Source organism: Nocardiopsis trehalosi NBRC 14201 (assembly GCF_001552555.1).
Lineage (GTDB): Bacteria > Actinomycetota > Actinomycetes > Streptosporangiales > Streptosporangiaceae > Nocardiopsis_B > Nocardiopsis_B trehalosi.
Genome location: NZ_BCRK01000018.1, coordinates 1 through 13,212 on the forward strand (window position 1 = coordinate 1; position 13,212 = coordinate 13,212).

Below are 13,212 nucleotides of genomic sequence, written 5' to 3' on the forward strand. Positions count from 1 at the left end.
GGGGTCATGGGGCGGTTCCCTCGCTGGTGGACGTGTGCGATCCCTCGGTCCAGAACTCCTGGCCCATCCCGGCGCGGTGCATGTTCCACAGGTCCTGCTCGCTGAACGAGGACGGGATCGGGGAGCCGACGGCCGGGGTGGTGCGGTCCTCGTCCCAGTCGTAGTACTTCTGCACGTTGGTCGCCGCGGAGACCTCGTACCGCCACTCGCCGCCCGGCTCCTCGGGCGGGTAGACCCGGACCTCCCCGGTGTGCTGGTAGTTCCAGCTGCCGAGGGTGTTGATCCAGTCCTCGTTGTCGTAGACGTACCCGGTGCCCGTGCCGGTGCTCGTCCCGTTGAACCCGAAGGAGTTCCACTCGGTGCTGACCGGGTAGGTCACGGGACCGTCGACGCCCTGCGCCTTGGCGTCCGCGATGGCCCGGCGGCCGATGTCGCGGTGCGCGCCCTCGATCTCGCGCTGGAACTCGGGGACGTCCGCCACCAGGTCGTCCACGTCGATCTCCAGCGTCTCGCCGCTGCCGTCGAGGAAGTGGTGCAGGGCCTCGGAGGCGTTCGGCTGCCCGCGCAGCGCACCCCCGTTGGCGTACATCCGCACGTCGCGGTACTCGCGCTGGATCTGGTGGTCGATGCAGAGGGTCCAGAAGTCGCAGCCGGAGACCTCGCCGATGTCCTTGCTGTCGTACTCCTCGGCCGACTCCAGGGCGGTCGCGGTCTCCGGGTGCATCGGCGGCGACGGCCACTCGACGAGGCTCATCGCGCCGGGCGAGGGCTCGCACAGCGGGCTGCACACCTCGCTGCCGCCGTCGTCGACGGGGTACTGCAGGGTGGTCAGCCCGCCGCCGTCCCCGTCCTCGCCGCCCGAAGCGGCGGTGTCGCCACCCGGGGCGTCCGCGCACGCGGCGTCGCCGGCCACCCGGCAGACGGCGGTGTCGAGGAGGGCACCGACCCGGTCGGGCACCCCCGCGACCAGGACCACGCCGGCGATGGCGGCGACGAGGAGGACGACCCCCGCGTACTCGGTCAGGCCGGCGCCGGTGTCCCCCGATGGGCGCGTGCCCGCCCGCGCCCCGCTCCCCGGATCTCCCACCGACGCCCCCAGAAGGGTCGAAATATGAATAATCAGGTGAGATTAAGCCCCTACCGCATCGCGCGTCGTGGGCCCTGGGACCCAATCGCCCCCGGGAGGCCCCTGGCACCCGGCGGGCCGGGGAGGCGCTCGTCGGCGCGCCCGGTCCCCGCGGCCCTGCCGCCGCGGGGACCGGGCGCCGCCGCCTATCCCAGGACCGCGCGCACCGCGGCGGTGCCCGGGGCCGCGGTGAGGACGGTGCCCTCCGCTGTCTCCGCCGCCTCCGCGCCTTCGGCACGCACCCCGCCGCGCACGCCCACCAGCAGCACCCGCCACCCGGTCGGCGGCGGGGCGTCCGCGGCGACCACGACCTCGCCGCCGCCCCTGCGGGTGCGGAAGACCGCCGCGGGCCGGCCGTCGGGGCCGGGGACCGCGGTGGCCGCCTCCCCCTCCCCCGCCGCGCCGTACACGCGCAGCGTCACCCCGTCGAGCAGGTCGTAGTCGGGCCGGTCCTCGACCGCGCCGGTCGGCAGCACCGCTCCGGGCCGCACCAGCAGCGGCAGCGACGCGAACCCGTGCTCCTCCCGCCGCCACGCCGGGCCGCGCACGGCCTCCCCGGTGAGCAGGTGGGTCCACTCCCCCTCCGGCACGTAGTACTCGACCTCGCCGCCGGGATCGAGGACCGGCGCGACGAGGAGGTCGCCGCCGAGCATGTACTGGGTGTCGAGGTGGTGGCAGGTGGGGTCGTCGGGGAACTCCAGCAGCATCGCCCGCATCACCGGGACGCCGCGGTCCCGCGCCTCGGCGGCCGCCCCGTACAGGTAGGGCATCAGCCGGCACTTGAGCCGGGTGAACGCGCGGGCGACGTCGACCGCCTCCGCGTCGAACTCCCACGGCACCCGGTAGGACCCGCTGCCGTGCAGCCGGCTGTGCGACGACAGCAGCCCGAACGCCAGCCACCGCTTGAACAGGGCGGGGTCGGGCGTGCCCTCGAAGCCGCCGATGTCGTGGCTCCAGAACCCGAACCCCGACAGCCCCAGCGACAGCCCGCCCCGCAGGCTCTCCGCCATGGCCTCGAACGTCGACGCGCAGTCGCCGCCCCAGTGCACCGGGAACCGCTGGCCGCCGGTGGTGGCCGAACGGGCGAACAGCACGGCCTCGCCCTCGCCGCGCACCTCGCGGAGCACGTCGAACACGGTCTCGTTGTAGAGCTGTGTGTAGTGGTTGTGCATGCCTTCGGGGTCGGAGCCGTCGGCCCACACGACGTCGGTGGGCACGCGCTCGCCGAAGTCGGTCTTCACCGCGTCGACGCCGGTCTCCAGCAGCCCGCGCACCTTGTCGCCGTACCACCGGCGGGCCTCCGGGCTGGTGAAGTCGACCAGCGCCATCCCCGCCTGCCACATGTCCCACTGCCAGACGGTGCCGTCGGGCCGGCGCACGAGGTGGCCGAGCCGGGCGCCCTCCTCGAACAGCGCCGACCGCTGGGCGATGTAGGGGTTGATCCAGGCGCAGATCCGCAGCCCGCGCTCCTTCAGCCGGGCGAGCATCCCCTCGGGGTCGGGGAACACGGCCGGGTCCCAGGTGAAGTCGGTCCAGTGGTACTCGCGCATCCAGAAGCAGTCGAAGTGGAACACGCTGAGCGGGATGCCGCGCTCGGCCATGCCGTCGACGAACGCGGTGACGGTGTCCTCGTCGTAGTCGGTGGTGAACGAGGTCGACAGCCACAGCCCGAACGACCACGGCGGCGGCAGCGCGGGGCGGCCGGTGAGGGCGGTGTAGCGCTCCAGGACCTGCTTGGGGGTGTCGCCCTGGACGATGTAGTACCGCAGCCGCTGGTCCTCGACGCTGAACTGGACCCGGCCCACCGACTCCGACCCCACCTCGAACGACACCCGCCCCGGGTGGTCCACGAGCACGCCGTACCCGCGGTTGGTCAGGTAGAACGGCACGTTCTTGTACGCCTGCTCGCTGCTCGTGCCGCCGTCCGCCTGCCAGATCTCCACCTCCTGCCCGTTGCGGGTGAAGGGGGTGAACCGCTCGCCGAGCCCGTAGACCAGCTCCCGGACACCCAGCGCGAGTTGGGCGACCATGTGGTGGGCGCCGTCGGGGGTGTGCACGAACCCGGTGCCGCGCTCGCCGGCCGAGGTGAGGACGCGGTCGCCGGAGCGGAACTCCAGCCGCCAGGGGGCGGCGGTGTCGACGCGCAGCGTGAGGTCGCCGCTGGTCAGCTCCACGGTGCCGCCGTCGCGCGCGGTCCGCGGCGCGGCAGCGGGGTCGGGGGTCAGCGCGGTCGCCGGGTGCGGCCGGACGCCGCCGGCGAGGTGGGTGGTCTCGACGCCGATCACGCCGGGCGCGGGCGACCAGCACTCGACGGTCAGCAATGGGGCGTTGAGGGTGTCGCCGCGGTGGCGCACCGGTCGGACGGGGGCGTACAGGGTGAACCGGTCGTCGCGCAGGTCGACGTCGCGGACCTCGCGGGCGAAGTGGGCGCGCACGCCCTCCCGCAGGAGCCAGAAACCATCGGTGAACTTCATCGGCCGCCTTCCAGGGGTGGTGGGGCGAGGGGGCCGCCGCAGCGGGGGGCGGGCGGGTGGCCCGCCCCTCCGCCGGGCGGGTCAGGACGCGGCGCCGCCGTGGCGCTCGGCGTGCCGGCGGATGAGCTCCCGGAACCAGCGGTAGCTGTCCTTGGGGGTGCGCTCCAGGGTGTCGTAGTCGACCCGGACGATGCCGAAGCGCCGGTCGTAGCCGTAGGCCCACTCGAAGTTGTCCAGCAGCGACCACACGAAGTGGCCGCGCACGTCCACCCCCTTCTCGGCGGCGGCGGCGGTGGCGGCGATGTGGTCGCGCAGGTAGGCGATGCGGTCGGTGTCGTGCACGACGCCGTCGGGGCCGACCCGGTCGTCCTCCGCCGACCCGTTCTCGGTGATGTACACGGGCGGCAGGTCGTAGCGCTCGTCCAGGTCCACGAGGAGGTCGGTCAGCGCCGCGGGCACCACCGGCCAGTCCATGGTGGTGTGGCGGACGCCCTCGATCCGCACCTCCTCGGTGCGGATGTCGACGGCGGTGCGACGGCGGGGGTCGGGCTCATCGTGGGGGGCGTCGCGCAGCACGACGGGCCGGTAGAAGTTGATGCCGAGGAAGTCGAGCGGCTGCCCGATGACGTCCAGGTCGCCGTCGCGCCGGTAGGAGCCGTCGGCCAGCTCCCCCCACGTCTCGGCCTCGTTCGCCGGGTAGGTGCCGCGCAGCAGCGGGTCGAGCCAGACCCGGTTGTGCAGGGTCTCGGCGCGGTCGACGGCGGCGCGGTCGGCGGCGGAACCGGTGGCCGGGAGCAGTCGATCGAGGTTGAGGGTGATGCCGACCTCGGCGGTGCCGCCTCGGGCGGCGGCCGACGCGCGCAGTTCGCGGGCCGCCAGCCCGTGCGCGAGGAGCAGGTGGTGGGCGGCCGCCAGGGCGGGGGTCCCCTCGCGGGCGCCGGGGGCGTGCCGGCCGACGGCGTAGCCGACGAAGGCGGTGCACGTCGGTTCGTTGAGGGTGATCCAGCGGGTCACCCGGTCGCCGAGGCGGTCGGCGGTGATGCGCGCGTACTCGGCGAAGCGCTCCGCCGTGGCGCGGGAGCGCCACCCGCCGGCGTCCTCCAGCTCCTGGGGCAGGTCCCAGTGGTAGAGGGTGACGACGGGGTCGATCCCGGCCGCCAGGAGGGCGTCGACCACGCGGTCGTAGAAGTCGAGCCCCTCGGGGTTGGCGGGCCCGCTGCCGCCGGGCCGGATGCGCGGCCAGGCGGTGGAGAACCGGTAGTCCTGGACGCCCAGCTCCTTCAGCAGGGCGATGTCCTCGGGGTAGCGGTGGTAGTGGTCGCAGGCGACGTCGCCGGTCTCGCCGCGCGCCACCTTGCCGGGCGTGCGGCAGTAGGTGTCCCAGATGGAGGGGGTGCGGCCGCCCTCGGCCGCCGCGCCCTCGATCTGGTAGGCGGCGGTGGCGGTGCCGAACCGGAAGCCGGCGGGCAGGTCGGGGAAGTCGGGCGTGGGCATGGGTGCGGTCCTCGTCTCTGTGGGGGACGGCTCTGTGAGGGGCTGCTCTTCGGGGGCCGGCCGGACGGCGGCCGCTCGGCGGCGTGCGGAGGGCGGCGGGGCGGGGCGGGCGGTCACTTGCCGGAGCCGGCGGAGATGCCGGCGGCCACGTACTTCTGGGCGACCACGAGCAGCACCGCGGCGGGGATGGACGACAGCGTGGCGACGGCCATCACCGCGCCCCAGTCGCCCACGTGCGCCCCGATGTACTCGTAGATGCCGAGCGTGACGGGCTTGACGTCGTCGGTGGTGTTGAGGGTGAGCGCGAACAGGAAGTCGCTCCACGCGAAGAGGAACGTGAACAGCCCGCCGGTGATGAGGGCGTTGCGGCTCATCGGCAGCACCACGCCGATCAGCACCCGCAGCCGGCCGGCGCCGTCGACCATCGCCGCCTCGACCACCTCGCCGGGGATGGACACCATGAACGCGCGGAGCAGGATGATCGTGAACGGGATGCCGAGCGAGGCGTCGGCGAGGATCAGGCCGAGGTAGGAGTTGACCAGGTCGAGGTCGACGTAGGCGTTGTAGATCGCGTTGGCGACGACGATGCCGGGCACCATCTGGGTGATCAGGGTGGCGAACACGACCGCGCGGGCGCCGGGCGGCCGGAACCGGGCCAGCGCGTAGGCGGCCGGGGTGGCGACGGCCAGGCACACGGCGACCGCGCCGAGCGCCACGAGCATGCTCGTCACCAGGTTGGCGCCCTGCGACTCCCAGGCGCGGGCGAAGTTGCCGAGGTCGAGGGTGCGGGGGAACCACGCCAGCTCGGCCATGCCGGAGCCGGGTTGGAGCGCGGTGTTGACCATCCAGTACAGCGGGAACAGGAGCACGGCGAGCACGGCCGTGCCGATGGCGATGTCGGCGTAGGAGCGGCGGGTGCGCGGCGCGGTGGCGGCCACGGGGGTCATCTCCCCTCGGTGAAGCCGTCGCGGTTCGCCCGGAGGTAGATGACCGCGAAGACCATGCTGATCAGGATGAGGACGTTGCCGACCACGGCGCCCTGCCCGAAGTCCAGGCGCAGGAAGGACAGCTGGTAGGTGAAGGTGCCGAGGGTCTCGGTGGCGTTGGCGGGGCCGCCGTTGGTGAGGGCGAGGATGAGGTCGAGGATCTTCACCGTCGACATGAAGCCGAGGACGAGCACCACGGTCACCACCGGCCGCAGCAGCGGCAGGACCACGCCGAAGAACGTGCGGACGGGGCCGGCGCCGTCGAGCTTGGCGGCCTCGCGCACCTCGGTGGGGATCTCCTGGAGGCCGCCGTAGAGGATGACCATGTTGAACGGGATGCCGATCCAGACGTTCACCAGGATGACCGACACCAGGGCGAGGTCGGGGCTGCTCAGCCACGGAATCCCGGTGCCGAGGAGGGCGTTGGCCACGCCGGTCTCCTCGTCCAGGACCCGCCGCCACACGGTGCCCGACACCACCATGGGGATGAGCCAGGGCAGCAGGAGCAGCGACCGCATCGCCCCCGACAGCGGGAAGCGCCGGGAGAAGAACAGCGCCAGCGCCATGCCGATGGTGAACTGGCCGGCCAGGGAGCCGACCGTGAACACCAGGGTGTGCCACAGCGAGGCGCCGAACAGCTCGTCGGCGAGCACGGCCCGCCAGTTCGCCAGGCCGTTGAACGGGGCCTCGCCGGTGAAGTACGTCGCGAACGTGTAGTCCTGGAAGCTCATCGCGACGTTGCGCACCAGCGGGTACCCGAAGAACGCGAGCATGTAGAGCACGGCGGGCGCGATGAACAGCCACTGGGCGAGGACGCGGCGGCGCCGGGCGGCGCGGGACGCGGCCGCCCGTTCCCGGGAGCGCTCCCGGGGCGGGGCCGCGGGGGCGGTGGGTGCGGTGGTCGTCACGGCGTGCCCTCCAGTTCCGCCTCGATCCGGGACTGCGCGGCGGCCATCGCGGCCTCGGGCGCGGCCTCCCCGGTCAGCGCCGCCTGGAGCGCCCCGCCGATGGCCTGCGAATAGGTGTTCCACTCGGTGCCGACGTACTGGGTGCGGCTGCGGGCGGTCTGCACCTGGTCGGCGAACGGGGCGAGTTCCGGCACCTCCTCGCGGTACGCCTCGGCGGCGCCGCTGTCGACCGGGACGTTGCTGCCCTTGGTCGACCAGTCGAGCTGCGCCTCGGGCGTGGTGAGGCAGGCGATGAGCCGGGCGGCGGTCCGCTGCCGCTCGGTGTTCTCGGCGTTGACCGGCACCGTGTAGGTCTCGCCGCCGATCGGGGCGACGGGGGTCGCGCCCGCCTCGGGGACCGGGATCTCCACGACGGCCCACTCCAGGTCGGGGTGTTCGCGCAGGACCGGCATCTGCCACGGCCCGTTGACCATCATGGCGGCGTTGCCGGCGATGAACTGGTCGTTGACGTCGGCCTGGGTCCAGTTCACGGCGGACCGGGAGGCCGAGCCGTCCTCGATCAGCGAGGCGACGTACTCCAGCGCGGCCACCGACTCCGGGGAGGTGAGGTCGCGCTCGTCGCCCCCGTTGGACCACAGCCACGGCAGGAACTGGTAGACGCCGTCCTCGGTGGCCAGCGCGCTGATGGCCAGGCCGTAGCGGTCGCCCTCGGTGAGCGCCGCCGCGGCCTCGCTCAGCTCGGCCCACGTCTCGGGCGGGTCGATGCCGGCGTCGGCGAGGAGGGCGGTGTTGTAGAACAGGCCGAGCGAGTTCACCGAGCGCGCGGCGCCGTAGTAGACGCCGTCGTAGCTGCCGAACGCCACCGCGCCCGGCGACAGCGTGTCCGTGGTCAGCCCCAGGTCCTCCAGGGGCACCAGGCCGCCGGCCGCCGCGAACTGCGGCAGGTCCGACCCGTCCAGGATGAGCACATCGGGCAGCGACCCCGAGGACGCCATGCGCAGCGCCTTGGGGACGAGCTGGTCGGCGGGCACGCTGATCTGCTGGACGCGCACGCCGGCCTCGGCGCCGCAGCGGTCCATCACCTCCTGGTCCCAGGTGTGGTACGGCTCGTCGGTGCCGGAGTTCATGATCGTGTAGACGCCGGGGTCGCGCTCGGCCGCGCAGCCGGTGAGCGCCGCCGCGAGCGCGGCGGTGGCGGCGACGGCGGCGAGGGGCCGGGTGGCGGGGCGCACCGGCGCGGCGGGCCGGGGCGGGCGGGAGCGGCGCCGGGGGCGGTCGGGGGGTCGGTGGGACATGGGGGTCCTCCGTCGGTGGGACGGTCGGCCGCGCGGCGGGGCAGGGTCGCGCTGTCGGGGTCGGGTTCCGGGCGGGCGGGCCTCGGGGGGGCCGCCCGCCGGACTCACGGTGCGGCGGCCACGGTCCCGCCCGGGGTCAGCTCGGGCGGGATGAGCACGTGCGGGGCGGGTTCCGGGCCGGCGGGCGGCTCGGCGGAGGCGGTGGCCGCGTCGACCGCGAGGCGGGCGACGGCGGTCGACATCCGCGCCACGGGCAGTTCGACGCGGGTGGCGTCGACCCCGCCGAGGTCCTCGGGGAAGTTGCCGATGGCCACGAGGGAGAGGTCGCGCGGCACCTCGACCCCGCGCGCGGCGAGGTGGCGCAGGATTCCGGGGAGGGCGGCGGGGTGCTGGACGGCGAGGGCGGTCGGGGGCGCGTCGGCGTCGAGCAGGGCGTCGAGGCGGCGGGCGAGTTCGGCGGGGTCGCCGCTGGAGGGGTGGACGGGGACGGGGAGGCCGAGTTCGGCGGCGGCGCGGCGGGCGCCGTCGATGCCGCGCACGGAGTAGCTGCGCCGGGCGCGGATGTCGGCCTCCACGGTGGCGAGGTAGTGGACGCGGCGGTGTCCGGCCGCGTGCAGGGTGCGCACGGACAGGGCGGCGGCCGCCTCCCAGTCGAGGTCGGCCCAGGGGGCGGCGGCCTCGTCGGCGGGCCGGCCGAGGACGGCGACGGGCAGGTCGAGGGCGCGCATCGCGGGGATGCGCGGGTCCTCCATCTCCACGCCCATGAGGACGGCGGCGTCGGCGAGGCGGCTGCGCGCCACACGTTCCAGCCCGGACCCGCCGGTACGGGCGGTGATGAGCAGGACGTCGTAGCCGAGCGCGCCCGCGGCCTCGCTCAGCCCGTACATGAAGCGGCCGCCGACCGGCAGGTACCCGCGGGAGGGCAGCGGCAGGGCGAGGGCGACGACGTTGGTGCGGGTGCTGCGCAGCGACCGCGCCCCCGCGTTGGGGTGGTAGCCGAGTTCGGCGATGGCGTCCTGGACCGCCCGCCGGGTCGTGTCGGAGATCTTGCGCGACCCGCTGAGCACGTAGGACACCGTCGAGGGCGCCACCCCCGCCGCGCGCGCCACGTCCTTGATGGTGGGCATACCGCCTCCCGTCGAATCGATTCGACATCCGGGTGCACCGACGCGTCGAATCGATTCACCGCTACGGGGATGTTAAGAACCCGTTGCCGTGTGGTCAATGCCTCATGGCGGACGCGTCGGTCCGCCCCGGGGTCGCGGGCCGGGCGCCGGGCGGCGGGGGCGGCTTTGCGGGGGACGGACGGGGCGGGATATCGTTCCGGCGGGTGGGACCGCGTACGCGGCTCCCGGTGGACCGCGCTGAGAACGGAATGGCCGATGGACGCCGACGCGACACAGATTATGACGCGGACCGGGGAATTCACCGGAATGGCGCCCGAGGGCCCGCCTCCGTGGGAGGCCATCGCCCGGGACCGCCTCAACGGGGCGCTGCAGCGCTTCGCGAAGCCGCTCGCCGAACTCGTCGCGCGCGACGCCAACGAGGGCGACACCCGGCTGCTCGTCACCGATTTCCTCAGCGACGCGCTGAATTACAGCAAGTACGGCGAGCTGACCACCGAATACCGCACTAAGGGCGAATCGGTCGATTACGGAATCGTCCTGGACGACAAGCTGTTCGCGCTCATCGAGGTCAAGCCGTGCGGCCGCGACCTCGACGTGCGCAACCTGCGGCAGGTCAAGGCGCAGGCCGCCGAGCTGGGCACCCCGTGGGTCATCCTCACCAACGGGTGCGCGTGGCAGGTCCACCACCTGCCCGAGGGCGACCCGGCGGCGTCGGCGCTCATCATCGACGTCGACCTGCGCGCCGAGGACCGGCGCGCGCACACCGTCGACACCCTGTTCCACCTGAGCCGCGAGGCCGTCCGCAACGGGCGCCTGGACGACCTGCGCGCCTGGCGCGCGGCGCTGGCGCCGGCCCGCCTCGCGGAGGTGCTGGGCAGCGCGTCCGTGGTCGCCGCGATCCGCGCGGAGATGCGCCGGGCCACCGGCCACGCCGGGCACCTCGGCGACTCCGACGAGATCCTGGCCGCCCTGCGGTCCGACGTCGTCGCCCGGGGCCTGCTGGGCTGACCCCCGCCGGGCGCTACCGGACACACCGTCCCGGTCTCCCGCCCACCGCACGCGCGGCGCCGGCCGGGGAACCGGCCGCCCCGGCCGCCCCGGGCGGGTGACCGGGCGGATCAGCGGCGGCGGCCCCGGTCCGGCGGGGCGATCCGGTCGCGTCCGCCGAGGGCCGCGTCGTCGGCGGCCGCCGTGCCCGACACCCACCCCTCGTGGTCGTAGACGCCCCGGACCCGGCCGCGCACGGTCGCCGGGAACAGCTCGTCGGTGGTGTCGGCGACCTCCCGGTCGCGCGCCGCGAGAACGGGCAGCAGGTCCCCGGCGGCGGCCTCGCCCGCCGCGCGCTCCTGCTCGGCCTCGACCGCCGCCCGCAGCCGCTCGCCGACGCGCTGCGCGAACCCGTGCAGGTAGGACTGGCGGAAGGACCGCGACCGCGACCCGCCGCCCTTGCGGCCGGCCCGCCGCCCGCCGCTCAGCCCGCCGGTGGCCTGCACCAGCAGCGACGTGAACATGACCTCGACCGCGTCCAGCTCGGCGGGGAACCCGACGACGGTGCACCAGCCCAGCTCCGCGTCCCACACCGCGCGGCACCCGTTGGCGTCGGCCACGACGTCGAGCAGCACCGCCTTGGCGTCCGGGTAGGGGTCGTCGACGGGCACCCGGCGCACCGACGGCCCCCCGGTGGCCGCCCCCGGCGCGGCGGCGAGCAGGGCGGCGTCGATGCGGTGCCGCGCCATCAGCTCCTGGGCGCGCGCGGTCAGCGCCTCGGCCTCGGCGGGGAAGTCGGTGCCCTCGGCCTTGGCGAGCAGCGCCCGCACCCGGTCGAGCGCCCGCGTGTCGACCGGCGCCCCGCTGCGCGGCCCCTCGGGGCCGGGTCCCGCCGGGCCGGGCGCCGCGCGGCGGGCGCGGCCCGGCGGCGGCCCCAGGAGCGCGACCGGCGGCACGGCCGCGGCGGCGTGCAGGGCGTCGAGCGCCCACTCGATCCACTCGGCGCGCAGGGCGTTCTCGCGGCGGGTCCACTCCCGGACGTAGTCGGCGTCGTCGCCCCACCAGGTCCGGGCGTCGGCCGCCTCGGCTCGGGCGGTCCAGTCGGCGTCGACGGTGGCCGGGTCGTGGCGGCGCAGGTCGGCGGCTACCGCGTCGGCGGTGATGCGGGCCGGCGCGGCGCCCGCCGCGCGGCGCACCTGCCGGACCAGTTCGTCGGGCCGCCACCCGTTGTGTCCGGCGGCGGACACGGCGCCGGTGAGGCGGATGAAGAGGGCGCGGTCGGCGGCGGCGCACGCGGCCTCGTCGGGCCGCGCGGTGAGCTGGTCGACGTTCCACCGGAACCCGGCCTCGTCGCCGTCGCGGCGCGCCCGCAGCGCGGCGCCGATCAGGTCGTCCGGGGTCGCCGCCGCCCCGTCGGCCGGAGCGGCCCCCCGGTCGCCGCGCCCCGTTCCGCGGCCGTCGTCCCCGCCCACGTCTCCCCCACTCGCGTCGTCCCGGCCCGCGACCGGGCCTCCCCCATGGTCGCAGCCCCGCCGCCCCGCCGGAACCGGGCGGCGGCGCGCCCGGGGATAGCGTGGGCGGGACCACAGGCGAGCGGGAGGACGGCGTATGGGTGCGGAACACGTTCCGGCGGCGGTGCGGGCGGACGTGGAGTCCCGCGCACGCGGGTCGGCGGAGCTGGTCGACCGGCTGGTGGCGGGGGTCGGCGGCGCGTTGGGCTCGCGCGCCGTGTACGGCGAACCGGTGCGGCAGGGGGACGTGACCGTCGTCCCGGTCGCGCGCGTGTTCTACGGGTTCGGCGGCGGCACCGACCCGGGTGCCGGGGGCCGCGACGGGCTGGGCGCCGGCGGGTCGGCGCGGCCGCTCGGCTTCATCGTGCTGCGCGACGGGCAGGCGGAGTTCCGCCCCATCCGCACCCCGGCCGTGGCGATCGTGGTCCCGCTGGCGCTGATCGCCGGCGCGACCGCCGCCCGGATCGTCGGCACGGTGATGCGCCACCGGGGCGCCGCCCGGCGCTGACGGCGGACCGCGGCCGGGCCGTCCGGGCGGGGCCCGGACCGGCGCGGTCGGCGGCACGGGGGTCAGGACTCGCAGGCGGCGCCGTCGCCGTCGCGGTCGAGGTGCGCCCCGTATCCGGGGTCGCCGGCGTAGAGCGGGGCGGCACCGGCGGCCTCGGCGTCGGCGCAGGTGTCGTAGTGGACGTCGGGCACGACGGGGTCCGGGAGGGGTGCGGGCGCCTCCTGTTCGGGCGCCGGTTCGGGTTCGGGTTCGGGCTCCGGTTCGGACTCCGGCTCCGGTTCGGGGGGATCGGCGGTGACCGTCGCCGTAGTGGTGGTCTCGACCGTCGCGGTGGCCGTGGCGGTCACCGTCGCCGTGGGGGCGGCGGCCGTGCCGCCGCCCGCCGCGGCCCCCAGCAGGGAGACGCAGCCGACGAGGAGGAACAGCAGCACGGCGGCGCCGCCGCAGCCGATCGCGACGCGGGCGCCGGGGCCGAGCCGGTCGGCGGGCCGGGGGGCGGAGGTGCGGCCGGGGGATGGGTGCATGGGCACGTCCAGGGGTCTCCTGCCGCGCCCGAGCGGGGGGCGGAGCGGGGCGTTCGGGGGATGGCGCGGGGAGTACCGCGCCGCGCTGTCCGCGAGGGACCGGAGTGCGCCCCGTTGCACGGGGTGCGCGTTGGACGCCGCGCCACCCGTCCCGGTTGTCCCGATCGCCGGGTTCGGCCACCTTGTCTCCGCACGTCACAGCGCGGGCACCGAGGGTCGCCCCGCCCCCGGGAACGCCGACGGGCCCCGTACGCGTACGTACGGGGCCCGCT

The 13,212-nt window shown here is 75.5% G+C and carries 11 protein-coding genes; 2 read left to right on the forward strand and 9 right to left on the reverse strand.

Going from position 1 to position 13,212, the window contains the following annotated elements; all coding sequences use genetic code 11:
* Positions 1-4 precede the first annotated feature (4 nt).
* The 7 genes from NT8_RS05430 to NT8_RS05460 all read right to left on the reverse strand — a co-directional run bounded on the left by NT8_RS05430 (position 5) and on the right by NT8_RS05460 (position 9,410).
* Positions 5-1,087 carry a hypothetical protein gene (locus NT8_RS05430; RefSeq protein WP_067964904.1) on the reverse strand — a complete coding sequence of 361 codons (1,083 nt, stop codon included), beginning with the start codon at positions 1,085-1,087 and terminating at the stop codon, positions 5-7.
* Between the two features lie 185 nt (positions 1,088-1,272).
* Positions 1,273-3,600, reverse strand: coding sequence for an alpha-xylosidase (gene yicI, locus NT8_RS05435; protein ID WP_067964907.1), 2,328 nt, complete (start codon positions 3,598-3,600; stop codon positions 1,273-1,275).
* An 81-nt stretch (positions 3,601-3,681) separates the two neighbouring features.
* Complete coding sequence (locus NT8_RS05440) at positions 3,682-5,094, reverse strand: GH1 family beta-glucosidase (protein WP_067964909.1); 1,413 nt, start codon at positions 5,092-5,094, stop codon at positions 3,682-3,684.
* Positions 5,095-5,207: 113 nt separating this feature from the next.
* On the reverse strand, positions 5,208-6,041 hold the full coding sequence (locus NT8_RS05445; RefSeq protein WP_067964910.1) for a carbohydrate ABC transporter permease: 834 nt from the start codon (positions 6,039-6,041) through the stop codon (positions 5,208-5,210).
* A complete protein-coding gene (locus NT8_RS05450; protein WP_067964912.1) occupies positions 6,038-6,988 on the reverse strand; it encodes a carbohydrate ABC transporter permease in 951 nt (316 codons plus the stop codon). The genes NT8_RS05445 and NT8_RS05450 overlap by 4 nt, the downstream gene beginning before the upstream one ends.
* The gene (locus NT8_RS05455; protein WP_067964914.1) at positions 6,985-8,283 is read right to left on the reverse strand and encodes a sugar ABC transporter substrate-binding protein; all 1,299 of its coding nucleotides are present in this window, start codon (positions 8,281-8,283) and stop codon (positions 6,985-6,987) included. The genes NT8_RS05450 and NT8_RS05455 overlap by 4 nt, the downstream gene beginning before the upstream one ends.
* A gap of 104 nt (positions 8,284-8,387) precedes the next feature.
* Positions 8,388-9,410, reverse strand: a complete 1,023-nt coding sequence (locus NT8_RS05460; protein WP_067964917.1) for a LacI family DNA-binding transcriptional regulator — start codon at positions 9,408-9,410, stop codon at positions 8,388-8,390.
* 279 nt (positions 9,411-9,689) lie between these two features.
* Between NT8_RS05460 and NT8_RS05465 the strand changes: the two genes are divergently transcribed.
* Entirely contained in the window at positions 9,690-10,418 is a 729-nt protein-coding gene (locus NT8_RS05465) for a hypothetical protein (RefSeq protein ID WP_084468662.1), read from the forward strand.
* Positions 10,419-10,528: 110 nt separating this feature from the next.
* Here the strand turns inward: NT8_RS05465 and NT8_RS05470 are convergent, their stop codons facing one another.
* Positions 10,529-11,869, reverse strand: coding sequence for a DUF2786 domain-containing protein (locus tag NT8_RS05470; protein ID WP_067964921.1), 1,341 nt, complete (start codon positions 11,867-11,869; stop codon positions 10,529-10,531).
* Positions 11,870-12,005: 136 nt separating this feature from the next.
* On the opposite strand from NT8_RS05470, the gene NT8_RS05475 reads away from it, so the two are divergent.
* Positions 12,006-12,416 (forward strand): spore germination protein GerW family protein, encoded by a 411-nt coding sequence (locus NT8_RS05475; RefSeq protein WP_067964923.1) that lies wholly within the window; start codon positions 12,006-12,008, stop codon positions 12,414-12,416.
* 62 nt (positions 12,417-12,478) lie between these two features.
* Here the strand turns inward: NT8_RS05475 and NT8_RS30670 are convergent, their stop codons facing one another.
* A complete protein-coding gene (locus tag NT8_RS30670; RefSeq protein WP_067964924.1) occupies positions 12,479-12,940 on the reverse strand; it encodes an excalibur calcium-binding domain-containing protein in 462 nt (153 codons plus the stop codon).
* Positions 12,941-13,212: the final 272 nt, after the last annotated feature.